This window comes from Pseudomonas sp. Y5-11 (assembly GCF_022368695.1).
Taxonomy (GTDB): domain Bacteria; phylum Pseudomonadota; class Gammaproteobacteria; order Pseudomonadales; family Pseudomonadaceae; genus Aquipseudomonas; species Aquipseudomonas parakoreensis.
The window spans coordinates 4,780,184-4,805,073 of the sequence record NZ_CP058974.1; the positions used below are offsets into that span (position 1 = coordinate 4,780,184).

The window sequence follows — 24,890 nt, forward strand, 5'->3', positions numbered from 1 at the left end:
TGTTTTACCGCTGTTGAAAAAGCCGACCTCGTACGTCGGCTTTTTTGTGTCTGAAATTCAGGCTGCCTTCACGGACTGCTTGAAAACTTCCAGGCTGACGATCACTTCCTCAGCTTCCTTAAGCAGGCTCGTTTTCTCGACCGAGCAGACTCGCCCATCAGCCTGTGCGTCGAATGCAAGGCGAGTAACGTCAGCAAGGTCGGCATGCAGCCGCAGAAGTGCGGCGTTGAGATTGATGCCTTCCGGCTTTTCCTTCGGAACCAGGTCGAAACCGAACGCCTCCGCCCATGCTTTGAGCGGACGGAAGTCCTGAGTGAACTTCATGATCCGATGCAGCTCTTCCACGTTCATGCGGTGGGTGTCGTAGTCCGGGTTTGCCTTCTGGGAAAGAAGCGTCCGTGACTTGAAGTCCGCGCCTTCAGCGATTTTCTTGGTGCCATGGTCGTCAACCACGTCGTAGATCGCCTTCATCAATTCCTGCATGTAACACCTCGAAATTCTTTACGTGGCGCCCTGCTGGTGCAGAGGCGATCATTTGCTCGTAGCTCAGGCAGCAGTTCGTTTGGCTGATTGCACAGGAAATGGGCGCAGCTCCTCGGCGGTGAACTTACCGTCTTCATGCTCAATCACGTACACGTCCCGACGCACACGGATTGCCTTGTTGAGGGCTCCTTGAGTCATACCAAGAAGCGCCGCGGCCTTGGTCTGTCCGTTGGTTTCTGCAAATTCAGATAGCGGGATTCGGCCCATAGCCAGAACTCCATTGATTCACTTGAGCGCAGGTTATCTCCACGGGAGATACTTTGCAACTCCACTGGAGATGGCGAGGTATTGCCATTGGGAATATTCTTGAAAGATGAGCACAGAACGACGCGATCTAGAGGGCTGGGAAAAGCAGGAGTGCGCAGCGCTCAAGGCCGCCCTAGCCGAACATAATGCGAAGCTGCCTAAGGGCAGAAAGCTGACGCAGGAAGAAATTGCTCACCAAGTCGGGATGAGCCAAGGCACGCTTGGTAGTCACCTGAATGGTCATAGGCCGGTGACTCAGAAGCTGGCCGTGGCAATGGCAAAGCTGCTTGATATTCCTATTTCGAAATTCAGTACGAGGCTTGCCGACCAGATTGCGGACATGGCCGCTGCAGTTGGCGATGCCTCTAATCCTGACTCAACGAATGTCGGCGAAGAACCAGACGCGGAGAGCTCGCAAGCCCATACCAAAGTCACGATTAAGGACAGACACAAAGATCCGCGTGAAGTGATCATGGCGCTTTTTCTAATCGCCACGAAGGCGTCAATCACAGGACTAAGTGAGACTCACGCAAAGCAGATACTTGGCATCAGGGACGAAATGGTCCATCCAAGAAACGAACCATATAGCACCCTGCCAAAAGGTCTTGATGGAATTGCCGCAGCAGCCTTTAAAGTTTCCGAGGAAGGCGGTTTTTCCGATGATCTCTTCTCAATGCTTGAGCACGGGTTAAGCAAACACAGCCACAAGGAACAGGCAAAAGAAGATGTCCGCCCAAAGAAGTCTCGTACCGAGCGAAATTGAGCTCGGCCTGTTTTTGACGGGAAAACGCGTGGAGGACCCGGCCGTTTGTGGGCAGCATCCTCTTTTTTACGGCATCGTCCAGCTTAAGGGGCAGATGCGTTACAACGCGTATGTAAAAATGATCCCCGCCAGGCTGGTATATGCCGAGGTGCTGGCCTCTCTTCTTGGTCGCGCTCTCGGCTTGCCAGTGCCGCTCACAATTCCAGTTTATGCCAAAGGTCAAACTGTCGGCATAACGGCCGCTCATGTCCTCTGCGTAGCAAGCCTTGACTGCGGCGCAGCTCCAATTGGAAGAATCGCAAGGCTCGACGACGTCAACGATCTGCTCACTAAGTGGACGCACATCCGAACCGCAATCGTGTTTGATGAACTGATAGCCAACGCCGATAGAAATCTCAAAAACATCTTGCTAGGAGCTGACGGCAAGATATGGCTCATCGATCATGAAGAGGCTCTTAGAGACCCTCTAACTACGGCCCATAGGCAGATACAGAACTATCTACTAAAGCGGCTATCTGAAGACTTGAGCCAGTTCGAGCTTCGACGTACAGCGCAGAGGCTGAAGGAAGAGTCGCTGGGGTTTGTGGATATCGACATCTCTGCTGAAGCGCTGAACGGCATGCCAACAGCGTGTCAGGTTACAGGCGCACATATGGATGCCGTGGTACAGTTTCTCACTGACCGAATTCAGCACATGCCGAAGCTTCTCGAGAGCGGCCTAGGCCTCAGTCAAACACATTTAGATCTGAATTATGACCGTCCACGCGCCTAACATTGAAGGAATTCCAGATTTCCCCGCCTTCGAAGCACAGTGGGCGCCGATCTATCTCGAGCCTATAGTTGAATCTGGAGAGCGCTTAACCATTGGCGTGGTTGCAGGGGCTGAAGGACAGGTTTCTGGCAGCCTAACGATTACCGATAAGGCTCTTCAATGCTTGTACGGCGAGTCCGCTCCAGGAATGAAAGCAATGATGGAGATTGCTCTCAAGAAGGCGCTGGTTTACGCCAAGAAAGGATTTGTCCAAGGCTATTCATCTGGAATTCATGGTGTCGTCCTAGGGAAAGCTCGCGAAGGGATAGGTTACGACCTCGAGGACATCATTTCCCAAGGGATAGATCTCTGCTCAAGCCTCAGCTTAATTCATAACGAGGACATCAAGTCCGGCCATGATAGGTCTTCTTATTGGAAGCGTGTTCAGAAGGCAATGGAGCGCGTAGATAAGACTCTTGTACCGCACTTCAATGTACCTGTTGATGTCACAATTCGCGGCTCTAGACTGGCCTTGCAGTGCGACTACTTCTCTTCTCGAATCGCGGTCAACGTCTGTGCTTTTTTGGGCAACTATCGCTTGGCTCAACTATTCGACGCTGCCACTTCCAAGGTGTTCAGGCTGGAGCAGCTCAAAGACCATGACGCCCTTATCCGTCACGATCACAAAGCAGCAATGATGCTTGTGGTTCCGCAGGACGCTGTAATTGAACAGCTGAAGCCGGTAGCGATGAGAACCTACAAGGAACGAATTCTGATGCTGGAAGACATGGCAGACAAAAAAGGTTTTGACCTCGTCATGGTTCGCAGCGCCTTCGAAGGTGCGAAGCAAATACAAAGACTCGAAAAGTCAGCCGCTTAGCCAACAAATAGCTCTCCTCCAAGCCCGCCAGCGAGCGGGCTTTTTATCGCCCGACGAAATTATTATCTCCATTGGAGTTGACATGGATATTTCCATGGGAGATATTTACCCCATCGCAGCGACACACAGCCACTGCGAAGGGCCTCAAGAGACCCGCCGCTCTTTAACAGTCAGGAATCTTCGCGGATCGATCCCCGGAAACGGGCACAGCGCGAAACACAAACTTCGATCCCCATGCAGGCTCTGGAACCTGCCGGACTCCCCATATGGGAGGACGCCAAACCATGCAAGCCAGCCGGCGAAGAACACCGAACACGAAATGTGTGACGCCGGCCAGGTGGGGAAACCGCGGCGCCGCGCATGGAATGGAAAACAGATTTCACTGGCTGGCCTTGGCGACAGGGCCAGACGGGAAATCAACCGGAGAACCACGATGACTCGCAATGAACATGAAGAAGTCGAAAGCTACGCAATCGCAGCGATGATCGGCCTCATTTCTGCCAACGATGACCGCCCCGAGCTGATCGTGACCAAGGCCTTTGATATCGCCGAGGCATTCCAGCAAGAAAAGCTGAAGCGAATTGGCGAAAAGCCTCCATACGACTGCTAAACAACCAGCGCCACGACAGCCTGTCGTTAACTGCCCGATCCTCTCTATGAGAGCGCATCGGGGTGTGATCTGAGGCCAAGCCTCGGGCGGCGGATGTGCCAACAGGTAGCCTCCAGGGCTGCCCCATCCGCTCAATGCCGGTTGAGCCCCGGTCAGATCACACCCCGATGCGGACGAAGCAGCGGCCTATAACCGCCCAACTGCATGCAACACCAACTGAGAACGGCGAGCGCCCGCCAAGATGCCAACGGCGCGCACAGCGGGAGATATCGCCATGAAGGAATAACGCACGGTCGCCGAGCGACAGCCTACCCGGCCGCTACAGTGCTGGGCGCTTGGGTCGACGAGAGAATATCGGCCCCGGAGAGCGCGCCTTGTCAGCGCCCCGCAGCGGGTATAGCCCACAGATCTGCTGGTGACATCAGCGCCGGACAAGTAACCGGCATCCCTTCCCCGACCAATCCCGAATGCACTCCCCTCCGCGCCCAACGGCAACCAGCGGAGCGGATGAGTGCATTGCGAGTTTTGTTGGATCAACCACAGAGGATTCGTCATGGAATACATGGCAGCTCAGATGGATCGCCAAATTGAAGGCGCCCAGCTTCGATACGACGCCGCAATCGAGGATGGCCTACAGCCGGCCTTTCCGGTGGCTGATTACGACCACCAGACATTTCAGCCCGCAACCGTCGCAGAGTCGAAGCGGCAGTTGTCGGGCATGACCCTGCGCGACTACTTCGCGGCCAAAGCGCTGCAGGGAATGCTGGCTGGTGATGCGGAGTGGATCGCATCCGAGGACGTCGCTGCGACGCGAGCTTACAAAATGGCTGACGCCATGCTCGCCGCCCGCATCGCCTAACCCAAAACACTGGAGGTCGTCATGCACAACTGCACTGACACACAAGCGGTTTGCCGAGGTTGCGGGCTGAAGCTGCGCGGCTCGCCATCGTGGAAAAGCGGCCTCGCCTATCACCCTGAGCCGAAAGGTGAAGTCCACCGCTGTCATTACGGCGGCTGGGTCTGCTCGCGCCGCTGCGATATCCGCGCCTGCGTCGAGCTGGAAGGAACCATGCCTGGCTGCGGCGGCGTGAACAGTTACCAGCGGCTGTCCATTTACGCAAAACAGAGCATTGAGCGCCATTGGCCGGAGGTCGCATGAACGCAGCACTGAAACTCTGTCAGGCCATGTACGACGCGCAGTTGCCTCCGGCGGTGAGCGAGCCAGACGATCAGCGGGAATGGCTGGAAAGCGCCGCCGAACAACTGGTGTGCGGCTCGGATGTGGAATGGAAGCGCCGGTTTGGCCCGGTGCGGAAGGTGACCTCAGCGGAGTACGCCGAACACCTGCAGCACCACCTGAATCAGCGGCAGATCGACGGGCTGGATGACCGTGACTCGTTCGCCAACCTGGTGCTGGCTGTCGTGGTTGGCAGCCCAGCCGAGGCGCTGACACACGCCAAGCACCTGTTGGGCAGTAACAGCCCGGTCACACAGCTTGAGGCGATCGCCGCCAACTTCCTCCGCCCTCACGCCGCCGATGCAGTTGCTGCTGAGCGCGAAGCAGCCGAGGACGACGTGGACAGCGCTCTATGAGCGCTCACATCGCTATCGATAAGGCTCTGGAGGCTATTGAACACGCCGGCGCCCGCCAGATCGACGAATCCCTGGCCGAGGGGCTGATCATCCAGCACTTCACGGCCAACGCAATCACCGCAGAAGAATTCAAACACTACAGCGCCCGCCTGCTGAAGATCAGTCGGCAGCGCAAGGAGCTGGCAGCATGACCACGCCAATCGTGACAACGCTGGTTGATGAGCAACTGGCGGACATCGAGCGCAAGATCGCCGTCCTCGGTTTCGGCCTGCCCTTCAATGAAGTCATCGGCCGCAAGCGCGAGGATCTGGTCGACAACCTCCCGCAGCGTCTGTCGGTGACCATGAAAGGCGGACGCATCGCAGTGAAGGCTCGGCCATGAAGACCGCCTACTGGATTCTCGCTTTCATCCTGTTCATCGGCCTGATGGCTTACGGAACCATGAAGGACGCTAATTCGCGGTGCGACCCGCCGCAGGCCCAGCGCAGGTTTCTGCAATGACCGGTCGCCAATGGGCGCGCCGCCTGACCATCTGGCGCGGCGCGTTCTCTTCCCTCGGCGTTTTCACCTTCCTGATGCTGCTCAGCGCCCTCGCCGATCGCATCACTCAATAAACCAAGCATTCAATCGCTGCGCATCGCGCGGCAAGGAACAGTCATGTCCGCTCAAAGCGTGGCGCCGGTGGCGCACGACCGAAACCTCCACGTCCTTCCGCACGCAGCAACCAGCACCAGCGCTTTGGTGCTGGACGGCGACAGCCTGGACAAGATGATGCGCCTAGCCGAAGTCATGGCCACCGGCCGCGCCACGCTGCCGAAGCACTTCAACGGCAACCCGGCGGATTGTCTGGCGGTCGTCATGCAGTCGATGCAGTGGAAGATGAACCCGTTCGCCGTGGCGCAGAAAACGCACTTGGTGAACGGCGTGCTGGGTTACGAAGCGCAACTGGTGAACGCGGTGATCACTACCTGCGCACCGGTGGTGGATCGCCTGCATTACGAGTGGTACGGCGCCTGGGACAAGGTGATTGGAAAGTTCACCATCAAGAATGGCGACAAAGGCGAGTACCGCGTCCCGGGCTGGAAGCTCGAGGACGAGCAAGGTCTGGGAGTGAAGGTTTGGGCGACATTCCGAGGCGAAGAAGAGCCGCGGATCCTCGAGCTGCTGCTGGCCCAGGCTCGCACCCGCAACAGCACACTTTGGGCTGACGATCCTCGTCAGCAACTGGCGTACCTCGCCACCAAACGCTGGTCGCGCCTCTACTGCCCGGATGTGATCCTCGGCGTGTACAGCCCGGATGAACTCGAAGAAACCGCACCAACCATTCGCGACGTATCACTGGCGCGTGGCGCGGCACCAGCTGAACTTCCGCCCTACCCCGACGAGAAGCTCGCAGAGAACTTGCCCAAATGGCAAGTCGCTGTCGACGCCGGGCGCTCCGCCCCTGATCACTTGATCGCAACTGTCAGCAGCAAATTCACCCTTAGCGAAGAGCAGATCGGCAAGATCAAAGCGCTCGCGCCGATTGAAGGAGACCACGAATGAAAATCCACAATGTCGCTCAGGGCTCCGAAGCCTGGCACGCGCTACGCGCCAACTACTTCACTGCTTCAGAAGCGCCGGCAATGATGGGCGCCTCGAAGCAGATGAAGCGCACTGAACTGCTGCACGCGAAGAAGACCGGTCTCGACCGCGACGTATCGTGGTGGGTGCAGAAAAACCTCTTCGACAAAGGACACGAAGCCGAGGCTCTTGCTCGGCCGATTCTTGAGGGGCGAATTGGCGAGGACCTGTTTCCCGTCGTCGGCACCGAAGGTGATCTGCTCGCATCCCTCGATGGCTGCACAATCCTCGGTGACGTGTTGTTCGAACACAAAATGTGGAACGAGCAACTTGCTGCCGACGTTCGCGCGGGTACGCTGGATCCGCACTACTACTGGCAGCTCGAACAACAGCTGTTGGTGAGCGGCGCCGAGAAAGTAATTTTCGTCTGCTCCGACGGCACCGAGGAAAACTTCGTGTCGATGGAATACGCGCCGGTGCCCGGCCGCGCCGCAACGCTCGTCGCAGGCTGGAAACAGTTCCAAGCCGATTTGCAGGACTTCACTCCCGCCGAGGTGGTGCCGGAGGCTGTTGGTAAAACGCCGGAATCCTTGCCCGCTCTGCGCATCGAGGTGACCGGTATGGTAACCGCCAGCAACCTTGAGCAGTTCAAGGCTCACTCGCTGGCCGTCTTCGGTTCGATCAACACTGTACTGGAAACCGATCAGCACTTCGCTGACGCCGAAAAAACTGTCAAATGGTGCGGTGATGTCGAGGAGCGGCTGGAAGCTGCCAAGCAGCATGCGCTGAGCCAAACCGAAAGCATCGACGCACTGTTCCGCACCATTGACGAAATCAGCGCCGAGGCGCGCGCCAAACGCCTGATGCTCGACAAGTTGGTGAAAGCCCGCAAGCTCAGCATCCGTGAAGACATCGTCATGGATGCAGCCAAGGCGCTGCAGGTCCACATTGACCAGATCAACACTTCACTGGGCGGAAAAGCGCGCATGCCGGGGGTGCCGGCAGATTTCGCCGGAGCCATCAAAGGCAAAAAGACGATCAGCAGCCTGCGCGACTCTGCCGATTCCGAGCTGGCCCGGGCAAAGATTGCCGCAAGCCAGATCGGCGACAGCATCCGGAGCAACTTGGCCAGCCTGGACGAGCTCGCAGCCGACTACATGTTCCTGTTCAACGACGTTCAGCAACTGGTGATGAAAGCGAACGACGACCTGGTCGCGCTGATCAAGGTGCGGATCTCGGAACACCAGAAGACGGAGGAGCAGAAAGCCGAAGCGCAGCGCGAGCAGATCCGCCAGCAGGAGCTGAAGCGAATCGAAGACGAGGCGAAAGCCAGCGCGCCGGTCGAGCCTGCACCAGTTGCAAGCCCGGCGCCGGTGAAAGCCGCGGCGCCGGTTCAGTCTGCTGTGAAGCCAGCAACCACCACTGCGACACCGGTGAACCTGCAGGCCGAGGTGTTTGATCTGGAAGCGCTGATTCATGCCGTCGCCGGCGGTCACGCACCGATTTCGGTGCTGACCGTAGATTGGGAGAAACTCGACGCAATGGTCGCCGCCCAGGGTGCCAAGTTCACCATGGCCGGTGTGAAGCTGGTCAAGGTGGCGGCATGATCAGCAACCACCTCAACCTGGTGGAGCAGCACCGGCCGGACGCTGAGGCTATCTCTGAACGAGTCGCCCAGTACCTGGCCGCCGGCGGGAGGATCGAACAACTGAAAAGCCCGCCGCGCAATCCGCTGCCACCGCCCCGCTCGACTCGAATAGACCCTGAAACGGTCCTCAAGCGGCGACCGAAGCCGATATCGGCCGCTGACCGAAAGACTCTGCGCAAAATGGCGGACTCGATATGAGCAAGCGCAAACCATGCAATCGTCGGGTGCAGATCGAGCGCAGCATGCGCGCCTTGGTCAACACCCACCACGCAGCTGTGATCAACATCGATCCAAGCGGACTTCAGGTCATGATCAACTGGAAGAACGGCAAGCAGATCCTGTCGAGGGCGGTTTCCGACGCGCTCTGCGATGTCGCGCACCGCTGGACGATCTACATCGCGGGCATCTGCGTTCGTCAAGACGGCGCCCAATACATTAAGTCGATCGACATCAAGCCCGACGGCGTGCACCTGGTGGAAAGGCTCTCGGACGTCCTTGAGCATTTCTACGAAGAGGTGAAGGCCGACTGCAACCCCAATCACCGCGTCGGCATGGGCTGGCTGGCCGTGCCCGGTGACACGCCGGTGCCCGAAGCACGGTTATCGGCGCTGCTGGCATCGGTCGGCGCCTGGCATCAGGTGAAGGTCGCAGCGTGAAACGAACCATCAACCGGGCGGCCACACGCCGCCGACAGACCTGGCTGGACTTGCCGGCCAGCGGAATTGAAGAGGTAGGCCATGGCCAAGAGCAACGCGCAATTGCAGAAGGACAAGCGCGCCAAGGAAAAGGCATTGCTCGAGCGGATCGGCGCCGAGAAGCGCTCGCTGATTGTGTCGAAAGCGCTCGATGACGCCTTGCTGGTTCTCGGCGAGCGCCACAGCTTCGAGGAATGGCAAGAGATGGTGTCGACGTTCATCATCAATCTGGCCGGCGCGCCTGCTGAAGAATCGGCGCGCTTCGCCAGCATGTCGCGACCGGAAATCGCGATCAAGGAGAAGTGGTCGCGAAAGCTTGAGGCTTTCGCTGCGACTGGTGTTGAACTGCCTTAGCCACCAAACAGAAAAGTCCAAACAACACCGCCAGCCGCTAGGGTTACACCGACAGAAAGTTGCAGCCAGTATTCACGAAACCATTTCTTTTTTTCTGCGGCCTGCGCTGGATCCGATGAACGAACATCAAATTCGTTGTTGCTCAGCCTCACATCAGACGGAGCCAGGCCATCGCGCTCCTCCATGAGAATGCCCGTAATTCCTGAGCCGAACTTGCTATCCGAGATGCTTATGTCAGTGGCGTTGCCGATTATGTGAATACCAATTGGCTTATTCCCCGGCAGATTGTTGTCGGACATCGGTATCCCCTCCCGCCTCAAGATTTGTTCACCCGTAATACCCCAACCCAAACCAAATTGCCACCACCGGTCACGCAGGGCGGCGCCTGACGGGTCCGCTACTTACCCGCCCATAGCGCAATGACCGAAATTATCAGGCTTAGGACTGATATCGGAACTGCTAATCCTTGGTTTTTGTTGAAGAAATCAAGCGCCTTGTCTTTCAATGTCATTGATGCGCGTTTATAACCGGCCTCAGTCAGAAAAAAGGATGTGTTTTGGTCATACGCGACGTAACCGCTGGCCTCGAGCTCTTGCATTATGTCTATAAAACGATGCCTGATGACGTTCCCCTCCTGCTCCTGAAGTTCTGGCATGTCGCCTACATAAACTTCCGCACTCGTAATGTAGATAGGAAATTCATCTAGGTTGCGAACGCCGTGCCCAAAACGGTGGATGTACTTGTCGTAAATAAGTCCGAGAAGTTTTGATTCCATCACCCTCGATATTTTTTTTGTTATCACGCCGCTTTCCTCGTTCCGGCCCCATGCCGGGCCGAACACAAATACCCCACTTCTACGAATCACGCCAGCCGGCGAGGCAATGGATCATTTGCATGCTCAGTCCGATCCTTTGCAATGCCGAAACGAAATCGCAAAAGTGAAATGATTTATCTCAGCAGTTTGGATTTTATATACTCATAGGCCTGCTTCGATAGCTCATCCGCCTTCGCCAAAATCCTGCCCTCTTGCCACCCATCAAGCTCAAATTTGTCGCCTAACTCTATGATCCTGGTTTTGAATAAATCTACTCTTTCAAATTCTACATCTGGTTCAATTGCCGCCGAAAAAAGACGCACACACCCATAAAACTCATCACAAATATTTATTATTCCACCGAATGAGTTTGATAGCTCATCCCCCCACAAAGCACGTGCCTCAATGAGAAGCACTTGCAAGTCAGCCCTCTGAGTTTTAGCCTTCTCCATTCTAACTATAAAACTATTTGTCACGCTTCTAAGCAAGTCTGGCGGAAGCCCCTCAAAACCAACAATGCAGTTATTCCTACAGAACTGCATATCTGCATAAGCTGACTGAATAGTTTCCTTAAGATTTATCAGTGAGACAGCCAATTTGCGGGCTAGCTCGTGGTCTGACTCTGCTTTTATTTGGCTTCGCCATGCATTAATACTGAAAGCTGCAAGGATCACAGCCACAACCGTCGCAGCGGAAGAAAGTATTTCAAACAGGTCGTGAATATTGTCAACGGTATAGAAATCCGTTTTCAGCCTAATACTGCCCCACGTAACACCTGCAAGAAATATCAATACGCAGGTCAGCCAAATAATCCAGTCCTTCTTCAAGACGTTCTCCTTTTTGCTAATTAACTGATTATGCCGGAGCAAACTGCTATCGGCGAGGATCCCCTATGTCCGCACAACAGATCGACGAAAAGAAACTCGAGCGCGCGATCCGAAAGATCAAGCACTGTCTGGCACTGGCGCAAAGCGCCAACGAGAACGAGGCGGCAACAGCGCTTCGACAAGCACAGGCACTCATGCGCGAGTACCGGCTGACCGAAATGGATGTGAAGTTGAGCGACGTCGGTGAAGTCGAGTCGCAATTCTCCCGGGCCGAGCGCCTGCCGACGTGGGAGCGGAACCTGAGCGGAGCAGTTGCCCACGTTTTCGGGTGCACCTCACTGTATGGTCGGCAGTACTGCAAGGAAAAGGATCGGATCATCGCCCGCGTGTCATTCGTTGGGGTGACACCTGCCCAGCACATCGCGCTGTATGCGTTCGAGGCGCTGCTGACAAAGCTGAAATTTGCCCGCAAGCAATACGTCGCTTCGGTGCGTGCAGGCGTGCACCACAGCTCGTACTCAGCCGAAACAGCAGGCGACCACTTTGCCCTGGCATGGGTTAACGAGGTTTACGGAAAGCTGAGCGCCCTTGTTCCAAAAGGCGAAGACGATATCCCGGGAGCAAGCGACGGCCGCGACATCATCGCCGTCGAAGCGCAAGACAAGGCGCTGATCACCGAGTACCTCGCAAACAAAGGCGTAGGCAAAGCCCGCAAAGCGCGCGATATCGACATCGACCTGAACGCGCAAATCGCGGGAATGCTTGCCGGCCGCAGGGTAGATCTGCACGCCGGCATCGCACGCGGCGGGGAAGAAGCACTCGCGCTAACCGCTACCTACTAATGAGAAAACCAAACATGGCCTGCATTCGAGGGCCATGCCGGTGCGGCGTAATCACGTTAGCCAAGATTGCCAAGGCAATGTGTTGAGCCATTCGATGAGTCGAGCAAAAAGGGTTACCAACTGGTCAATCACAAGTTGTAACAGCAGCTCTTCGAGAAGTCGAAACATCATCGTTTTCCGCCTATCAGCGAGCCGGTTTTACCGGCGACCGACGATGTTACTCCGATTAAAAACAAACAAAAGACGCGTTACGTAATTAGTTGTGGCAACAGCCACCCTCCACTCTCCTCCGCCCGGGCATGCCCCGGCATAGGACGCCCCATGCCCACAGAAAACAAACCGGCCGAGCCGCTGCCGACATTGGCGACCGGTGCCGCGCTTGATGCTTCGACCTGGACCGACTTCGTCGAACGCCTCCGCTATCACTGCAACGGCGCCGGCGTTAAGTGGCACCACACTGCGGCCGCCATTTTCACCGTGCAGACCAAGCGAATCGATTACGGCTACGAGATCGACTACGCGGAAGGCCGAGTCGTTTGCCTAGAAGATCGGTCGTGGTTCTGCCCGAAGGAATACTGGGAAGACCTCGACGACGAGGAGCGTGCAGAAATCGACCAAGCACTGATGGCTGATCGGGAATGCAGCTTTATGGATATGGACGAGGACGACCAGTGGGAATATCTCGCTGAGTGCGATGACCACACCGTCACCGGCTGGAACAAGCGCTGGGAGATCGTGAACAGCCACTTCACTCGGGATGCCGCCGAAGCTTTCATCCGTCGTAAGCAGCACGACTATGGCGAAATGCGTGTCTACGTCGAATCGCAGTACTACGCCTGGGAGTTCGAAGCCATCAAGGAAGCGATCCTCGACGGAACGCTGACCTACACGCCAAAGGTGGCTGCATAAGGCGGTCACCTCGCAGCCTTCGCTGAATCGGGTTTAAGCTTGGCGCGAACCTCTGCGAGTAATGCGCTCTGACGTGGACATTGTCACCGACTGACGCGTCATTGCGACAAATTCATTGGCTCGCTCAAATCCCCACGCCATGGCCTGAGTCATCGTTTCGCCCGGTCGGGAATCGAAGGCTTCCTCAAGCAACATCGCTCCTCGCTGCCCGTAAACACCTAGAAAGAGCTGCGTCTCACCGGTCTTTGAGGTCCGGACTTGGACATTTAGCAGCGTGCCATCCGACAACCTATCGTCTTTGTTTCGAACATGGATTTCAGGGTTAACCCACTTCCAGTAGACGCTTCCGCGTATGCGCATTACCTGCCCCCTATTTTGATGGGCAAGTATGCATCAGATGATGTTCGACATACTATCGCTCAGAATCGCTGAAAGCGTTGACCGCGAGCGTCGTAGCATAATTCGGATAGAGGGCGTCAGAGACTTCGTTGCTGTCTACAACCTCAAACCAGGCGGCGTAGGAGCACTTTTGTCTGGCAAGCGCGTCATCCCAGATCTTGCCAGAGACTTCGCCCGCGACGACGAGCAGCATCAGGTGATTGTTTGTGGCTTCGAGATCGAGCAAATAGTGGTGAGCCTTGAATCGAAAATCTTCATTCGTAAGCATTTGAACACGCGCGCCCAGTAGGACTGACTCGGAGATACGAGTCGCTATTCCTATGAAAGCAGTATGGCATCACGGCCTGCTGTTAGATACGAGCAAACCCCTCCCCCTTCAAAGTCAGCCGCTATAGCGGCAAGGACGAAGTCATGTCTGAACAAAAGATTACGTTCGTCAACAGCGAACCCGCCAAGTGCGGCTGCAAGATGGAATTCAGCTCTGGCGGCGGTCACTACTCCGACGTGCTTTGCGTCACTCCCTGCGAAGCGCATAGCGGCAGCAAGCCGTTCGGGCCGGTCGAGGTTAAACGTGATGCGGATGGCTGGTGGTATCACCCCAACATCCCGAGCTTCGGTGAAGGCGAAGACCCGGCGCCCTACATTGCCTGGGTCAAGGAACAGGGTCTGGAACTGAAAGGCTGGCACTCTGGCGACGAACTCGAGGATCTTCCTGAAGAGGATGCTGCGTGCACCGCTTGGAATCCCGAATCGCCAGGCCCTGAGTGGTTCTTGATGGGGATCTTCGATACGGATGACGGCCCCTACGTGCAATGGGCACGCCGCGAGGTGACGCTATGATCATCGATGACGTGATGACGGACAAAATCACCCTGCACGGCCTCGGCTTTGTGCAGGTTCAGCTCCAGGGCAATCAGCGCCTGCACGTCTGGCACCCTGAACTGCCGCGCCGGGCGTGCTTCGCGCACTCGGCAATCCACGACCACCGTTTCAACTTCACCTCTCGCGTGATCGTTGGTACTCAGTTCAATCACTGCTTCAGAATGGAGCGGGACGACAATGGCGCCTTCATGCTGTATCTGCACGAAGGTGCCCGCACGGCCGGCGGTGGGCGGCCATGGACTCCAGATGGCCGGGCTCATCTGGTGAGCGACGGCTCGTTCAAGGTCGAGGCCGGCAACGATTACAACACGATTGCCTACGAGTACCACGCAACCGCGCCGGGCGGCGATGGCCGAGTGGCAACGATCATGGCCAAGCGCGGCGAGTACCCGGCGGGGGCACACTCCACCTGCACCTATGGCGTTCAGCCCGACACCGACTTCGACCGCTTCCAATGGTCGCCCGCTCAACTATGGGAGGTCGTCAGCGATGTGCTGCTCGGCCAGAAGGTGACGCAATGAGCAAGCGAGCGATTCACCTTTACCCGTGGGACGGAGGCACCGAGGCTGATCAGGATCCGCCAGAGCGAGTTTACTGCGGCACCGACGGCGACATGGCCGACGAGCAGCTCACCAATGACTGGCGGTACGTCACCTGCAAGCGCTGCCTCAAAATCCACGAAAAAGAGCTGGCCGCGCGAGCAGCGGACGAACGAGACCAGAAGGTCAAGCTGTTCGACGAGGCCCAGGCCATCACCATCACGCTGGGTCACCGCAACATCTCGACAGCCATCAAGGCTTTGATCAGGGAGCGCGACCAACTCAAAGCTGAGTTGGCCAACCTGCGTGAAGACCGCGACGCCCTACTTGAATCAGGAGCAGACCTACTATGATCTTCGCCCCGCTCTACATGGCCTACCTGATCTACAGGGGGCCGTGGCGATGAAGTCAGGTTCTTTTTTTCGTCGCCAAGCCAGCAACCATCAGCACCAGCCCCGGAATCCAAAGACCCGGGGCAGTAATCGCAACGCCACAGACAGTCAGCGGCAGACCGGATAAGAACAACGAGTTTTGAAATGCCTTTTTCATAGATGCCTCTCCTTAAGAAAACATCTCATTTAACCACAAAGCCTGCCGGCGTAAGGCCAAGCCGCGGTTAATCACTCAAAACCAATTCAGGACTCGCAACACTCTCGCGAATGTTCGCTCGCCTGCCCCGCACGTCAGCAAGACAAGGCCGCTTCCAGCGACGACAAAAATAAAACCTCCAACTGCATCGACGGCGATCAGAAATATTCCCAGCGCCAGGAATGCGGCACCGAGCACAGCCAGCGCCGTCCGGCTTTGCTTCTGCTCCGGATACTTGTTGAACATCCATTTTCTCCACGTCAAGTAGCGCGTCCACCAACTGTAGACCAGGTGCGACCACTCAATATCCACCACCTTCTGCCGCCACGCGCGGCATGGAGCATCACCAATGAAAAAAGAGCTGATCAAGATCAGTGAATTCCAGCGCCGGCGCTGGGGTGAAAACGGCACACCACCCTGCCCCCAGGCGATCCGCAACTACATCCGCAACGGCCAGTTGCCCGGCGAGCAAATCGGCAAACTCTGGTACGTTGATTGGACAGCGTTCAGCCGGTCAGACGGCAATGATCTGGTCGCGATGGTATTGAAAGGAGCTGCATGATGGTCCCACGGCCGCGCAACAAGGCGAACAAGAGCCTACCGCAGAACCTGTACTTCGATTCGCGGCGCTCGACCTATCGCTACCGCCGGCCTACCGACGGTAAGTGGTTCCAGTTCGGCACCGACCGGATCAAGGCGATCGACGCCGCGAAGCAATTAAACCTGGAGTTCATGCGCGGCGCTGACCTGATCGGCGCCGTGATGGGCAGCACATCTGAATCCTTCGCCGGCTTCCTCGATACATACGAGCGCGACGTGCTACCACCGCGCGAACTGGCAAAAGGAACCTTGGGCCTCTATGCCGTGCACTTCCGCCGTTTCCGGAAGCAGTTCGAAGGCAAAGCGGTAGACCAGATCACGATCCGCATGATTGCGGAAATGCTGGACGCCCTCACGCCGCGCACTGCCAACCAATGCCGAGCCCTGCTGATCGATATCTTCAATCACGCAGCGGCCAAAGGCCTGTGCCCGGACAACCCAGCGGCCAGCACCATCAACAGGATTGAGAAGAAGCAGCGCAAGCGACACACCGTCGAAGGCCTGAAGGCCATCCGGGAAAAGTCACCGTTCTGGCTGCAGAACGCTATCGACCTAGCACTGATCACTGCACAGCGCCGGACGGACATTTTGAACATGCGGTTCGACGGTGTTCGGGAAGGGTTTTTGTATGTGGTTCAGCAGAAGACGGCCAAGGCCAGCGACGCGGCGTGGATCCGGTTCAAAGTGACCGAAGAACTCCAGGCGGTGATCAGCCGTTGCCGGGATGACATCGTCTCACCGTACCTGATTCACCGTCGGCCCGATCGCAAAAAGCAGAAGCAGGCGCAGACGAAGGACCACTGGACTCAGGTCGAAGAGCGATATTTGACGCGAGCATTCAAGGAGGCCCGGGAAGCAGCGGGTTGTTACAAGGGATGGAAGGAAGAGGAAATGCCAGGCTTCCATGAAGTGCGGGCGCTATCGCTGCACCTGTACCAGAAAGCCGGAAAAGACGGTCAGAAGATCGCCGGCCACGCCAGCGAAACCATGACCAAGAACTACCAGAAGGACCACGCCGAGATCGTCTGGTCGGAGGCAATTCCAGACCTCAATATCAGCGAAATCACGGGGTAGTTTTGCGCAAGTTTTGCGCGGGTTTTGCGCATGCACAAAAAAGCCGATCTAGATGATCGGCTTAAGTGTCTGATTTTACTCAGGAATAATGGTCGGGACGGAGTGATTCGAACACTCGACCCCTAGCACCCCATGCTAGTGCGCTACCGGACTGCGCTACGCCCCGACTGGTTTGGAACCTGCCCTTCATCTCGAAGAGCGCTCAAGAATATAGCGCAAGCTTTTGAAAACTGGAAGTATTCAAACGCAGCTTTTTATTTCTTGAGCACCACCAGTACATCTTCAAGCTCAGCGATCATCTGGCGGATCATTTGCTTGTATTGGGTGGTGTCGTCTTTGGCTTCATCGCCGGACAAACGCAGGCGCGCGCCGCCGATGGTGAAACCCTGATCGTAAAGGAGCGCGCGGATCTGCCGGATCATCAGCACGTCCTGGCGCTGATAATACCGGCGGTTTCCGCGGCGTTTGACGGGGTTGAGCTGAGGAAACTCCTGCTCCCAGTAGCGCAGCACGTGTGGTTTTACCGCACACAGCTCGCTGACTTCACCAATGGTGAAGTAGCGTTTGCCCGGGATGACGGGTAGCTCGTCGTTATGACTTGGTTCCAGCATAAGCCTCAACTCGGGCCTTCAACTTCTGCCCTGGACGAAAGGTGACCACACGGCGAGCCGTGATCGGGATTTCTTCCCCCGTTTTCGGGTTGCGGCCAGGCCGCTGGCGTTTGTCCCGAAGGTCGAAATTGCCGAAACCGGACAATTTGACCTGCTCGTTGTCTTCAAGAGCGTGCCTGATTTCCTCGAAAAACAGTTCGACCAATTCCTTGGCTTCCCGCTTGTTCAGGCCCAGCTCTTCATACAGACGTTCCGCCATCTCAGCTTTCGTCAAAGCCCCCATACGTCACTTCCTTAACGTGGCGTTCAACCTTTGTTCGAGCGAGGTGAGGATATTTTGCGTCGTCGAATTCACCTCATCGTCATTAAGAGTGCGCGATGGATGCTGCCAGGTCAAGCCAACTGCAAGGCTTTTTCTATCAGGATCAATGCCTTTACCCTGATACACGTCAAACAGCCTGAGATCCGTGAGCCATTCGCCTGCATTTTCACGGATTACGTCGAGTACAGCCGAGGCCGCGACGTCTTTGTGCGCGATCAGTGCAAGGTCACGACGCACTTCAGGAAAACGCGACAACTCGTGGAATTGCGGCATTTTTCCGGAAGCGACTTCAGCCAAAACCAGCTCGAAGACGAATACCGGACGATCCAGACCCAGGGCTTTGGACAGTTCAGGGTGAATCGCACCGATGAAGCCGACTTCACGCCCATCACGTTCAATGCGCGCGGTTTGACCCGGGTGCAGCGCCGGATGTTTGCCCGGAGTGAAAGTGAAGGCCTCCAACGCACCGGCGTAACCCAGAACCGCTTCAACGTCCGCTTTCACATCGAAGAAATCGATGCTGTCGCGACCCTGTGCCCAACCTTCCGGCAGACGGCTGCCGCAAACAACACCCGAGAGCATCGGCTCTTGCTTCAGACCTTCCAGCTGACCGACGAAGCGCAGACCGCTTTCGAACAGACGCACGCGATCCTGCTGACGGTTCAGGTTGTGCTGCAACGCCTTGACCAGGCCCGGCCACAGCGACGAGCGCATGGCAGCCATGTCATTGGAAATCGGGTTGGCCAGCAGCAGCGGCTCAACGCCCGGATTGAACAGTTCGAACTGCTTGGGATCGATGAAGCTGTAAGTGATCGCTTCCTGATAACCACGGGCAACCAGCAGACGACGCAACTCAGGCAGCTCGCTGCGTGCTTCAGCTTTGGCTTGTGGCGCCAGACGCGCTTGCGGGTAACGAACCGGCAGACGGTTGTAGCCGTAAAGACGCGCCAGCTCTTCGATCAGATCGACTTCCAGGCTGATATCGAAACGGTGGCTTGGCACTTCTACGCGCCACTGACCTGCTCCGTCAGCGGAAATCTTCAGACCCAAAGCGCTGAGCAGACGCTCAACCTGCGCCGAATCCATTTCCATCCCCAGCATCTGGGTGATGCGCTGTGCACGCAGGGTGATCGGCGCGATCGACGGCAGGTGCTGCTCGCTCACGGTTTCGATGATCGGGCCGGCTTCACCACCGGTGATTTCCAGCAGCAGGCCAGTGGCGCGCTCCATGGCTTCACGGGCCAGTTGCCAGTCCACGCCACGCTCGTATCGGTGCGAAGCATCGGTGTGCAGGCCGTAGGAACGGGCCTTGCCCGCCACAGCGATCTGGTCAAAGAACGCACTTTCCAGGAACACGTCGCGCGTGGTCGCGGACACTCCGCTGTGTTCGCCCCCCATCACGCCGGCAATCGCCAGAGCGCGAGTATGGTCGGCAATCACCAGCGTATCGCTACGCAGACTGACTTCCTGACCGTCGAGCAGCACCAGCTTCTCGCCCTCTTCAGCCATACGCACGCGGATGCCGCCATTGATTTCGGCGAGATCGAACGCGTGCAGCGGCTGACCCAGCTCGAGCATCACGTAGTTGGTGATGTCGACGGCAGCGTCGATACTGCGCACTTCGGCGCGGCGCAGTCGTTCAACCATCCACAGCGGGGTCGGCCTGGACAGGTCAACGTTACGGATGACACGCCCCAGGTAACGCGGGCAAGCGGCAGGCGCCAGCACGTCTACCGGACGCACTTCGTCGTGCACAGCCGGAATCGCCATGACCACCGGACGGGTAACCGGAGCGGCGTACAGCGCACCCACTTCACGGGCCAGGCCGGCCAACGACAGGCAGTCGCCACGGTTCGGGGTCAGGTCGACCTCGATGCTGGCGTCTTCCAGATCCAGATACACACGGAAATCTTCGCCCACCGGCGCATCGGCCGGCAGTTCCATCAGACCGTCGTTGCCTTCACCAATCTGCAGCTCGGCTTGCGAGCACAACATGCCGTTGGACTCGACGCCGCGCAGCTTGGCCTTCTTGATCTTGAAGTCGCCCGGCAGTTCGGCGCCGATCATGGCGAACGGAATCTTCAGGCCCGGACGCACGTTTGGCGCACCGCACACGACCTGGAAGGTCTCCGCGCCATTGCTGACCTGGCACACACGCAGCTTGTCGGCGTCAGGGTGTTGCTCGGTGCTCAGCACCTCGCCGACGACCACGCCGCTGAATACACCGGCGGCCGGGGTCACACTATCGACCTCCAGACCCGCCATCGACAGACGAGCAACCAGCTCGTCGCGACTTACCTGCGGGCTAACCCAGCCACGCAGCCATTGTTCACTGAATTTCATCCTGCTCTCCTAAGAATTCGTTACGACTAGCGAAATTGCGCGAGGAACCGCAAGTCGTTGTCGAAGAACAGACGCAAGTCGTTCACGCCGTAACGGAGCATGGCCAGACGCTCGACGCCCATACCGAAAGCAAAACCGGAGAACTCTTCCGGATCGATGCCAGACATGCGCAGCACGTTCGGGTGGACCATGCCGCAGCCCATGACTTCCAGCCAGCCGGTCTGCTTGCAGACGCGGCAGCCTTTACCGCTGCACATCACGCATTCCATATCGACTTCAGCGGATGGCTCGGTGAACGGGAAGTAAGAAGGACGGAAACGTACGGCCAGCTCTTTCTCGAAGAACACCCGCAGGAATTCTTCGATGGTGCCTTTGAGATCGGCAAAATTGATATCGCGATCGACCAGCAGGCCTTCGACCTGGTGGAACATCGGCGAGTGGGTGATATCGGAGTCGCTGCGATACACACGGCCTGGGCAGACGATGCGGATCGGCGGTTGCTTGGACTCCATGGTCCGGACCTGTACCGGCGAGGTATGGGTGCGCAGCAACATGTTCGCATTGAAATAGAAAGTGTCATGCATCGACCGGGCCGGGTGGTGGCCTGGGATGTTGAGCGCTTCGAAGTTGTGATAGTCGTCTTCGACCTCAGGGCCTTCGGCGATACCGTAGCCGATGCGGGTGAAGAACTGCTCGACTCGTTCCAGAGTCCGGGTCACCGGATGCAGACCACCGGAGGTCTGGCCACGGCCCGGCAACGTCACGTCAATGGATTCGGCAGACAGTTTGGCAGCCAGTTCGGCTTCTTCAAACAGGGCCATGCGCGCATTGAGAACGCCTGTAACACGCTCCTTGGCAACGTTGATCAGGGCGCCGACTTGCGGACGCTCTTCTGCCGGCAAATTCCCCAGGGTCTTCATCACCTGAGTCAATTCACCCTTTTTGCCAAGGTATTGAACCCGGATTTGCTCCAGGGCATTGATATCTTCAGCGCTTTGCACAGCCTCTAGTGCTTGAGAGACCAGCGCATCCAGGTTTTCCATGTACAGACTCCAGATACAAAATAGGGGAAGAGCTTGAAGGCTCTTCCCCTATTTATGACGTTTAACACCTGACCCCACAGAGGTGAGGCCGGGTGACTGTCGGGGGTACTTAAGCCAAGGTGGCTTTAGCTTTCTCGACAATCGCAGCAAACGCCGCTTTTTCGTTCACTGCCAGATCAGCCAGAACCTTACGGTCGATCTCGATGGACGCTTTTTTCAGGCCAGCAATGAAACGGCTGTAAGACAGACCGTTAACACGAGCACCAGCGTTGATACGAGCGATCCACAGAGCGCGGAACTGACGTTTTTTCTGACGACGGTCACGGTAGGCGTATTGGCCTGCCTTGATTACCGCTTGCTTGGCAACACGGAATACGCGGGAGCGTGCGCCGTAGTAGCCTTTAGCAAGTTTCAGAATTTTTTTGTGACGCTTACGGGCAATGACGCCACGCTTTACACGAGCCATGAGTTACTTCCTCTATTCTTGACTAAAATTAACGAAGGCGCAGCATGCGCTCGACTTTTGCCACGTCAGACGGATGCAGCAAGCTGCTACCGCGCAGTTGACGCTTACGCTTGGTCGACATTTTGGTCAGGATGTGGCTCTTGAAAGCGTGCTTGTGCTTGATACCGTTAGCAGTTTTCAGAAACCGCTTAGCAGCACCACTTTTGGTTTTCATTTTTGGCATGTTCGGATACTCCGCATTCAGTTGATAAACATAATCAGAAGGCCTGCCGTGCCCTGTTGATTACTTCTTCTTTTTCGGGGCGATGACCATGATCAGCTGGCGTCCTTCCATCTTAGGATGCTGTTCGACCGAACCGTACTCGAGCAGGTCAGCTTCAACCCGCTTGAGGAGTTCCATCCCCAGCTCCTGGTGGGCCATCTCACGGCCGCGGAATCGCAAGGATACCTTGGCCCTGTCCCCGTCACTCAGGAAACGTACCAGGTTGCGCAGTTTTACCTGGTAATCCCCTTCCTCCGTCCCTGGACGAAACTTGATTTCTTTTACCTGAATCTGCTTCTGGTTTTTCTTCGCTGCTGCAATCTGCTTCTTCTTTTCGAAGATCGATTTGCCGTAGTCCATCACCCGGCAAACCGGTGGGACTGCGTCAGCAGAGATTTCTACCAGATCAAGCTTTGCTTCTTCAGCAATACGAAGCGCTTCATCAATCGAGACGATGCCAATCTGCTCGCCATCAGCGCCAATTAACCGAACCTCGCGTGCCGAGATATTCTCGTTGATCGGGGCTTTCGGTGCAGCTCGTTTATCTTGTCTCATTTCACGCTTAATAATAATTACTCCGAATCTGGGCGACCACGCCGGGAAACCGCTTGCGCGAGAAACTCAGCGAACTGGGCGACGGGCATCGAGCCCAGGTCAGCACCTTCACGAGTACGCACAGCGACAGTCTGCATCTCGACTTCCTTATCTCCGATAACCAAAAGATAGGGAACCTTGAGCAAAGTATGCTCGCGGATTTTAAAGCCGATCTTTTCATTTCTCAAGTCGGACTTGGCACGAAATCCGCTTTCGTTGAGAGTTTTTTCAACCTGAGCGACGAAATCTGCCTGTTTATCAGTGATATTCATGATCACTGCCTGGGTTGGCGCGAGCCACGCAGGGAATGCACCTTCGTAGTGCTCGATCAGAATCCCGACGAAACGCTCGAAAGAACCGAGGATCGCGCGGTGCAACATTACCGGATGCTTGCGGCTGTTGTCTTCGGAGACGTATTCGGCGCCGAGACGGACAGGCAGGTTGAAATCGAGCTGCAAGGTACCACACTGCCAGACGCGACCGAGGCAATCTTTCAGCGAGAACTCGATCTTCGGACCGTAGAACGCACCTTCGCCCGGTTGCAGATCATACGGCAGGCCCGCGCTATCGAGGGCTGCCGCCAGTGCCGCTTCGGCGCGATCCCACAGCTCGTCGGAACCCACGCGTTTTTCCGGACGAGTGGACAGTTTCATCTCGACATCGGTGAAGCCGAAGTCGCGGTAAACATCCATGGTCAGTTTGATGAACGCTGCGGATTCAGCCTGCATCTGCTCTTCGGTGCAGAAAATGTGGGCGTCGTCCTGAGTAAACGCACGCACACGCATGATGCCGTGCAATGCTCCCGACGGCTCGTTACGGTGGCACGCACCAAACTCGGCCAGACGCATCGGCAGCTCGCGGTAGCTCTTCAGACCCTGATTGAACACCTGCACGTGGCACGGGCAGTTCATCGGCTTGATGGCGTAGTCGCGGCTTTCCGACTCGGTGGTGAACATGTTGTCGGCGTAGTTGGCCCAGTGCCCGGATTTTTCCCACAGACTGCGATCGACCACTTGCGGGGTCTTGATCTCGAGGTAGCCATTGTCACGCTGCACCTTGCGCATGTACTGCTCGAGCACTTGATACAGGGTCCAGCCGTTCGGGTGCCAGAACACCATGCCCGGCGCTTCTTCCTGGGTGTGGAACAGGCCCAGGCGCTTGCCGATCTTGCGGTGATCGCGCTTTTCCGCTTCTTCGATGCGCTGGATGTAAGCCGCCAGCTGCTTCTTGTCTGCCCAGGCAGTACCGTAAACGCGCTGTAGTTGCTCGTTCTTGGCATCACCGCGCCAGTAGGCACCGGACAATTTGGTCAGTTTGAAGGACTTCAGGAAACGCGTGTTCGGCACGTGCGGGCCGCGGCACATGTCGACGTATTCTTCGTGGTAATACAGGCCCATGGCCTGCTCGTTCGGCATGTCCTCGACCAGACGCAGCTTGTAATCTTCGCCGCGAGCCTTGAACACTTCGATCACTTCGGCGCGCGGAGTGACTTTCTTGATGACGTCGTAATCCTTGTCGATCAGCTGATGCATGCGCTGTTCGATGGCGGCCATGTCGTCCGGCGTAAAAGGACGCTCGAAGGCGATGTCGTAATAGAAGCCTTCGTCGATAACCGGGCCGATGACCATTTTCGCAGTCGGGTACAGCTGCTTGACCGCATGGCCAACCAGGTGCGCGCAAGAGTGGCGAATGATCTCCAGCCCCTCTTCATCCTTTGGCGTGATGATTTGCAGCGTCGCGTCGCTGTCGATGATGTCGCAGGCGTCGACCAGCTTGCCGTTGACCTTGCCGGCCACGGTGGCCTTGGCCAGACCGGCACCAATGGATGCGGCGACCTCGGCTACGGAAACCGGGTGATCGAATGAACGTTGACTGCCGTCGGGAAGAGTAATAGTTGGCATGGCGCCTCCTCTCCTAGTGGTGACCCCTACCAAAGGTCACGTGGGTTGGGATGAGCCAGTACAAGATCCGATCCAGGCCATTCAATGACGAACGCCTGCCTTACAGCGGCAGGAGCCTTGCGGCCAACCGGAAAACCGAACCAGAGTGACTGGGATTCAAATCAGGGTTTCGCACGCTGACCGCTTCGGGGCTGAAGGCCATCCGGAGCCTGAGAACGCATGAGCCCG

General features: G+C 56.9%; 39 protein-coding genes and 1 tRNA gene. 23 read left to right on the forward strand and 17 right to left on the reverse strand.

Features of this window, described 5'->3' with window-relative positions; genetic code table 11:
- Positions 1 to 57 precede the first annotated feature (57 nt).
- Both HXW87_RS21100 and HXW87_RS21105 read right to left on the reverse strand, forming a co-directional pair.
- Positions 58 to 483: a phage regulatory CII family protein gene (locus HXW87_RS21100; protein ID WP_034152712.1), complete on the reverse strand. Its 426-nt coding sequence runs from the start codon at positions 481 to 483 to the stop codon at positions 58 to 60.
- Between the two features lie 63 nt (positions 484 to 546).
- Positions 547 to 750 carry a Cro/CI family transcriptional regulator gene (locus tag HXW87_RS21105; RefSeq protein ID WP_236170473.1) on the reverse strand — a complete coding sequence of 68 codons (204 nt, stop codon included), beginning with the start codon at positions 748 to 750 and terminating at the stop codon, positions 547 to 549.
- Between the two features lie 106 nt (positions 751 to 856).
- Between HXW87_RS21105 and HXW87_RS21110 the strand changes: the two genes are divergently transcribed.
- From HXW87_RS21110 to HXW87_RS21175, 15 genes are all read left to right on the forward strand, one after another.
- Positions 857 to 1,552: a helix-turn-helix transcriptional regulator gene (locus HXW87_RS21110; protein WP_236170472.1), complete on the forward strand. Its 696-nt coding sequence runs from the start codon at positions 857 to 859 to the stop codon at positions 1,550 to 1,552.
- Positions 1,515 to 2,324 carry a HipA family kinase gene (locus tag HXW87_RS21115; RefSeq protein ID WP_236170471.1) on the forward strand — a complete coding sequence of 270 codons (810 nt, stop codon included), beginning with the start codon at positions 1,515 to 1,517 and terminating at the stop codon, positions 2,322 to 2,324. The genes HXW87_RS21110 and HXW87_RS21115 overlap by 38 nt, the downstream gene beginning before the upstream one ends.
- Entirely contained in the window at positions 2,305 to 3,183 is an 879-nt protein-coding gene (locus HXW87_RS21120) for a hypothetical protein (RefSeq protein ID WP_236170470.1), read from the forward strand. Before HXW87_RS21115 ends, HXW87_RS21120 begins: the two co-directional genes overlap by 20 nt.
- Positions 3,184 to 3,265: 82 nt before the next feature.
- Positions 3,266 to 3,793: a hypothetical protein gene (locus HXW87_RS21125; protein ID WP_239777680.1), complete on the forward strand. Its 528-nt coding sequence runs from the start codon at positions 3,266 to 3,268 to the stop codon at positions 3,791 to 3,793.
- A gap of 553 nt (positions 3,794 to 4,346) precedes the next feature.
- Positions 4,347 to 4,652 carry a hypothetical protein gene (locus HXW87_RS21130; protein ID WP_239777681.1) on the forward strand — a complete coding sequence of 102 codons (306 nt, stop codon included), beginning with the start codon at positions 4,347 to 4,349 and terminating at the stop codon, positions 4,650 to 4,652.
- A 21-nt stretch (positions 4,653 to 4,673) separates the two neighbouring features.
- Positions 4,674 to 4,952, forward strand: coding sequence for a hypothetical protein (locus tag HXW87_RS21135; RefSeq protein WP_239777682.1), 279 nt, complete (start codon positions 4,674 to 4,676; stop codon positions 4,950 to 4,952).
- Positions 4,949 to 5,386 (forward strand): hypothetical protein, encoded by a 438-nt coding sequence (locus tag HXW87_RS21140; protein ID WP_239777683.1) that lies wholly within the window; start codon positions 4,949 to 4,951, stop codon positions 5,384 to 5,386. Before HXW87_RS21135 ends, HXW87_RS21140 begins: the two co-directional genes overlap by 4 nt.
- Positions 5,383 to 5,577, forward strand: coding sequence for a hypothetical protein (locus HXW87_RS21145; protein WP_239777684.1), 195 nt, complete (start codon positions 5,383 to 5,385; stop codon positions 5,575 to 5,577). The genes HXW87_RS21140 and HXW87_RS21145 overlap by 4 nt, the downstream gene beginning before the upstream one ends.
- On the forward strand, positions 5,574 to 5,768 hold the full coding sequence (locus HXW87_RS21150; protein WP_239777685.1) for a hypothetical protein: 195 nt from the start codon (positions 5,574 to 5,576) through the stop codon (positions 5,766 to 5,768). The genes HXW87_RS21145 and HXW87_RS21150 overlap by 4 nt, the downstream gene beginning before the upstream one ends.
- Positions 5,765 to 5,887 (forward strand): hypothetical protein, encoded by a 123-nt coding sequence (locus tag HXW87_RS29515; RefSeq protein ID WP_275588683.1) that lies wholly within the window; start codon positions 5,765 to 5,767, stop codon positions 5,885 to 5,887. The genes HXW87_RS21150 and HXW87_RS29515 overlap by 4 nt, the downstream gene beginning before the upstream one ends.
- Positions 5,888 to 6,043: 156 nt before the next feature.
- Complete coding sequence (locus tag HXW87_RS21155) at positions 6,044 to 6,931, forward strand: RecT family recombinase (protein WP_239777686.1); 888 nt, start codon at positions 6,044 to 6,046, stop codon at positions 6,929 to 6,931.
- The gene (locus HXW87_RS21160; protein ID WP_239777687.1) at positions 6,928 to 8,556 is read left to right on the forward strand and encodes a YqaJ viral recombinase family protein; all 1,629 of its coding nucleotides are present in this window, start codon (positions 6,928 to 6,930) and stop codon (positions 8,554 to 8,556) included. The genes HXW87_RS21155 and HXW87_RS21160 overlap by 4 nt, the downstream gene beginning before the upstream one ends.
- Positions 8,553 to 8,795, forward strand: a complete 243-nt coding sequence (locus tag HXW87_RS21165; RefSeq protein ID WP_239777688.1) for a hypothetical protein — start codon at positions 8,553 to 8,555, stop codon at positions 8,793 to 8,795. The genes HXW87_RS21160 and HXW87_RS21165 overlap by 4 nt, the downstream gene beginning before the upstream one ends.
- Complete coding sequence (locus tag HXW87_RS21170; protein ID WP_123587648.1) at positions 8,792 to 9,253, forward strand: hypothetical protein; 462 nt, start codon at positions 8,792 to 8,794, stop codon at positions 9,251 to 9,253. Before HXW87_RS21165 ends, HXW87_RS21170 begins: the two co-directional genes overlap by 4 nt.
- Before the next feature lie 81 nt (positions 9,254 to 9,334).
- Positions 9,335 to 9,646: a hypothetical protein gene (locus tag HXW87_RS21175; RefSeq protein WP_239777689.1), complete on the forward strand. Its 312-nt coding sequence runs from the start codon at positions 9,335 to 9,337 to the stop codon at positions 9,644 to 9,646.
- Here the strand turns inward: HXW87_RS21175 and HXW87_RS21180 are convergent.
- The 3 genes from HXW87_RS21180 to HXW87_RS21190 all read right to left on the reverse strand — a co-directional run bounded on the left by HXW87_RS21180 (position 9,643) and on the right by HXW87_RS21190 (position 11,287).
- A complete protein-coding gene (locus tag HXW87_RS21180) occupies positions 9,643 to 9,945 on the reverse strand; it encodes a hypothetical protein (RefSeq protein ID WP_239777690.1) in 303 nt (100 codons plus the stop codon). The two genes, HXW87_RS21175 and HXW87_RS21180, sit on opposite strands and share 4 nt — an antisense overlap.
- A gap of 98 nt (positions 9,946 to 10,043) precedes the next feature.
- Positions 10,044 to 10,448, reverse strand: a complete 405-nt coding sequence (locus HXW87_RS21185; protein WP_239777691.1) for a hypothetical protein — start codon at positions 10,446 to 10,448, stop codon at positions 10,044 to 10,046.
- A gap of 146 nt (positions 10,449 to 10,594) precedes the next feature.
- Positions 10,595 to 11,287, reverse strand: coding sequence for a hypothetical protein (locus HXW87_RS21190; protein ID WP_239777692.1), 693 nt, complete (start codon positions 11,285 to 11,287; stop codon positions 10,595 to 10,597).
- A gap of 65 nt (positions 11,288 to 11,352) precedes the next feature.
- Here HXW87_RS21190 and HXW87_RS21195 point away from each other — a divergent pair, with 65 nt between their 5' ends.
- Positions 11,353 to 12,129, forward strand: coding sequence for a DUF2786 domain-containing protein (locus HXW87_RS21195; protein WP_239777693.1), 777 nt, complete (start codon positions 11,353 to 11,355; stop codon positions 12,127 to 12,129).
- A gap of 321 nt (positions 12,130 to 12,450) precedes the next feature.
- Positions 12,451 to 13,038 (forward strand): hypothetical protein, encoded by a 588-nt coding sequence (locus HXW87_RS21200; RefSeq protein WP_239777694.1) that lies wholly within the window; start codon positions 12,451 to 12,453, stop codon positions 13,036 to 13,038.
- Between the two features lie 33 nt (positions 13,039 to 13,071).
- Here the strand turns inward: HXW87_RS21200 and HXW87_RS21205 are convergent, their stop codons facing one another.
- Positions 13,072 to 13,398 (reverse strand): hypothetical protein, encoded by a 327-nt coding sequence (locus HXW87_RS21205; protein ID WP_239777695.1) that lies wholly within the window; start codon positions 13,396 to 13,398, stop codon positions 13,072 to 13,074.
- Positions 13,399 to 13,426: 28 nt separating this feature from the next.
- Between HXW87_RS21205 and HXW87_RS21210 the strand changes: the two genes are divergently transcribed.
- From HXW87_RS21210 to HXW87_RS21225, 4 genes are all read left to right on the forward strand, one after another.
- Positions 13,427 to 13,726, forward strand: coding sequence for a hypothetical protein (locus HXW87_RS21210; RefSeq protein WP_239777696.1), 300 nt, complete (start codon positions 13,427 to 13,429; stop codon positions 13,724 to 13,726).
- A gap of 122 nt (positions 13,727 to 13,848) precedes the next feature.
- On the forward strand, positions 13,849 to 14,277 hold the full coding sequence (locus tag HXW87_RS21215; RefSeq protein WP_239777697.1) for a hypothetical protein: 429 nt from the start codon (positions 13,849 to 13,851) through the stop codon (positions 14,275 to 14,277).
- Positions 14,274 to 14,840 carry a hypothetical protein gene (locus tag HXW87_RS21220; protein ID WP_239777698.1) on the forward strand — a complete coding sequence of 189 codons (567 nt, stop codon included), beginning with the start codon at positions 14,274 to 14,276 and terminating at the stop codon, positions 14,838 to 14,840. The genes HXW87_RS21215 and HXW87_RS21220 overlap by 4 nt, the downstream gene beginning before the upstream one ends.
- Positions 14,837 to 15,211 carry a hypothetical protein gene (locus HXW87_RS21225; RefSeq protein ID WP_239777699.1) on the forward strand — a complete coding sequence of 125 codons (375 nt, stop codon included), beginning with the start codon at positions 14,837 to 14,839 and terminating at the stop codon, positions 15,209 to 15,211. Before HXW87_RS21220 ends, HXW87_RS21225 begins: the two co-directional genes overlap by 4 nt.
- 55 nt (positions 15,212 to 15,266) lie before the next feature.
- Here the strand turns inward: HXW87_RS21225 and HXW87_RS21230 are convergent, their stop codons facing one another.
- Positions 15,267 to 15,407, reverse strand: coding sequence for a hypothetical protein (locus HXW87_RS21230; RefSeq protein WP_176393377.1), 141 nt, complete (start codon positions 15,405 to 15,407; stop codon positions 15,267 to 15,269).
- Positions 15,408 to 15,482: 75 nt separating this feature from the next.
- Complete coding sequence (locus HXW87_RS21235) at positions 15,483 to 15,692, reverse strand: hypothetical protein (RefSeq protein WP_086793182.1); 210 nt, start codon at positions 15,690 to 15,692, stop codon at positions 15,483 to 15,485.
- 103 nt (positions 15,693 to 15,795) lie between these two features.
- On the opposite strand from HXW87_RS21235, the gene HXW87_RS21240 reads away from it, so the two are divergent.
- Positions 15,796 to 16,008, forward strand: coding sequence for a hypothetical protein (locus HXW87_RS21240; RefSeq protein WP_202370394.1), 213 nt, complete (start codon positions 15,796 to 15,798; stop codon positions 16,006 to 16,008).
- Positions 16,008 to 17,120, forward strand: coding sequence for a tyrosine-type recombinase/integrase (locus HXW87_RS21245; RefSeq protein ID WP_239779179.1), 1,113 nt, complete (start codon positions 16,008 to 16,010; stop codon positions 17,118 to 17,120). Before HXW87_RS21240 ends, HXW87_RS21245 begins: the two co-directional genes overlap by 1 nt.
- Before the next feature lie 89 nt (positions 17,121 to 17,209).
- Here HXW87_RS21245 and HXW87_RS21250 read toward each other — a convergent pair.
- The 9 genes from HXW87_RS21250 to thrS form a co-directional block, all read right to left on the reverse strand.
- Positions 17,210 to 17,286, reverse strand: a tRNA-Pro gene (locus HXW87_RS21250).
- Positions 17,287 to 17,374: 88 nt separating this feature from the next.
- Entirely contained in the window at positions 17,375 to 17,731 is a 357-nt protein-coding gene (locus HXW87_RS21255) for a MerR family transcriptional regulator (RefSeq protein WP_003179985.1), read from the reverse strand.
- The gene (gene ihfA, locus HXW87_RS21260; RefSeq protein ID WP_002553164.1) at positions 17,712 to 18,014 is read right to left on the reverse strand and encodes an integration host factor subunit alpha; all 303 of its coding nucleotides are present in this window, start codon (positions 18,012 to 18,014) and stop codon (positions 17,712 to 17,714) included. The genes HXW87_RS21255 and ihfA overlap by 20 nt, the downstream gene beginning before the upstream one ends.
- A 3-nt stretch (positions 18,015 to 18,017) precedes the next feature.
- Positions 18,018 to 20,396 (reverse strand): phenylalanine--tRNA ligase subunit beta, encoded by a 2,379-nt coding sequence (pheT, locus tag HXW87_RS21265; protein WP_095668826.1) that lies wholly within the window; start codon positions 20,394 to 20,396, stop codon positions 18,018 to 18,020.
- Between the two features lie 26 nt (positions 20,397 to 20,422).
- Positions 20,423 to 21,439: a phenylalanine--tRNA ligase subunit alpha gene (pheS, locus tag HXW87_RS21270; RefSeq protein ID WP_003226365.1), complete on the reverse strand. Its 1,017-nt coding sequence runs from the start codon at positions 21,437 to 21,439 to the stop codon at positions 20,423 to 20,425.
- 109 nt (positions 21,440 to 21,548) lie between these two features.
- Entirely contained in the window at positions 21,549 to 21,905 is a 357-nt protein-coding gene (gene rplT, locus HXW87_RS21275) for a 50S ribosomal protein L20 (protein WP_002553161.1), read from the reverse strand.
- 28 nt (positions 21,906 to 21,933) lie between these two features.
- On the reverse strand, positions 21,934 to 22,128 hold the full coding sequence (gene rpmI, locus HXW87_RS21280; RefSeq protein ID WP_002553160.1) for a 50S ribosomal protein L35: 195 nt from the start codon (positions 22,126 to 22,128) through the stop codon (positions 21,934 to 21,936).
- Positions 22,129 to 22,188: 60 nt separating this feature from the next.
- Positions 22,189 to 22,740 (reverse strand): translation initiation factor IF-3, encoded by a 552-nt coding sequence (gene infC, locus HXW87_RS21285; RefSeq protein ID WP_170929410.1) that lies wholly within the window; start codon positions 22,738 to 22,740, stop codon positions 22,189 to 22,191.
- A complete protein-coding gene (gene thrS / locus HXW87_RS21290; protein WP_007961251.1) occupies positions 22,740 to 24,662 on the reverse strand; it encodes a threonine--tRNA ligase in 1,923 nt (640 codons plus the stop codon). Before thrS ends, infC begins: the two co-directional genes overlap by 1 nt.
- Positions 24,663 to 24,890 lie beyond the last annotated feature (228 nt).